This is a genomic window from Streptomyces sp. NPDC050287, assembly GCF_044459385.1.
Classification (GTDB): Bacteria; Actinomycetota; Actinomycetes; order Streptomycetales; family Streptomycetaceae; genus Streptomyces.
Genome location: NZ_JBITIY010000046.1, coordinates 1 through 1,430, shown reverse-complemented (window position 1 = coordinate 1,430; position 1,430 = coordinate 1). Strand labels below are relative to the sequence as shown.

1 protein-coding gene is annotated in these 1,430 nt (G+C 65.4%); it reads left to right on the top strand.

What is annotated here, in order from left to right; all coding sequences use genetic code 11:
• Positions 1 to 207 precede the first annotated feature (207 nt).
• Positions 208 to 1,410: an IS110 family transposase gene (locus ACIBK3_RS46765; RefSeq protein WP_399374777.1), complete on the top strand. Its 1,203-nt coding sequence runs from the start codon at positions 208 to 210 to the stop codon at positions 1,408 to 1,410.
• Positions 1,411 to 1,430: the final 20 nt, after the last annotated feature.

Here is a 1,430-nt window from a genome sequence, read left to right as displayed (position 1 = left end):
GTGACCCCTTAAGAATGGTGGTGGTCCGGGAGGACTGGGTGTAGCTGATGGTGACCTGCCGTTTGTGGCTCCGAGTGAGTGGCTGCCCAGTTCTCCGGGAGGCTCCGGCTGCTGATTGAGAATTGCGGTCATCGCTGGTTAAGGGCTTGGCGGCGGAGTGTCCCCGGACGCTGAAGGTGCTGCTTGCTGGGGAACGGAGCGACGACGGTGACGGAACGTCATGATCAGGTCTGGGTCGGCATCGACGCTGGTAAGGCGCATCACTGGGCTGTCGGAGTCAACGCCACCGGAGAAAGGGTGCTCTCGAGGAAGGTCGTCAACGGTGAGGACGAGATCCTGGACCTGATCGTTGCAGCGTGCGAGATGGCTGACGAGGTTCGATGGGCGGTTGACATCTCCGGCCGGGCCTCGACGTTGCTGCTTGCACTGTTAATCGCCCACGGTCAGAGCGTGGTGTATGTGCCTGGACGAACGGTCAACCGAATGTCCGGCGCCTACCGCGGCGAAGGGAAGACCGATGCCAAGGACGCCCTGGTCATCGCCGACACCGCGCGTATGCGCCGGGACTTCACGCCCCTGAACTTGCCGAACGAGACCGTGGCTGATCTGCAGTTGCTCACCGCGCATCGAGCCGATCTCATCGCCGACCGGGTACGGCTGATCAACCGCCTGCGCGATGCCCTGGTGGGCATCTGTCCCGCTCTGGAGCGGGCCTTCGACTACTCAGCGGCCAAAGGACCGGTCGTCATGCTGACCGAGTACCAGACCCCGGCCGCCTTGCAGCGAGCCGGCGTCAAGCAGCTCGCGGACTGGCTGGCACGACGCGCGGTCCGCAGTGCAGATGAGGTCGCCGCCCGTGCGCTCGAAGCTGCCCGATCCCAGGTGACAGCTTTACCGGGCGAAAAGCGAGCCGCCAGACTCGTGTGCGACCTCGCCCACCAGCTCCTCATGCTCGACGAATGGATCAAAGACACCGACCGGGAGATCCGCGAAGCGTTCCGCCTCGACGAGCGCGCCGAAATCATCGAGTCCCTGCCCGGTATGGGGCCTGTCCTCGGGGCCGAGCTTCTCGCCATAGTCGGAGACCTGTCCAGCTACGCAGACGCCGGCCGCCTGGCCGCCCACGCGGGACTGGCCCCGGTGCCGCGCGACTCCGGCCGCCGGACCGGCAACCATCACCGGCCCAAGCGCTACCACCGCCGCCTACGACACGTGTTCTACATGGCCGCCCAAACCGCCATGATGCGCCCCGGGCCGTCCCGGGACTACTACCTCAAGAAACGCGCCGAGGGACTGACCCATACCCAGGCACTGCTCGCCCTCGCACGCCGCCGTGTCGACGTCCTCTGGGCCATGCTCCGTGACAAGAGGCACTTCACGCCTACCCCACCAGTCACTCAATCGGCTTGACACCATCATTGAGACTCACT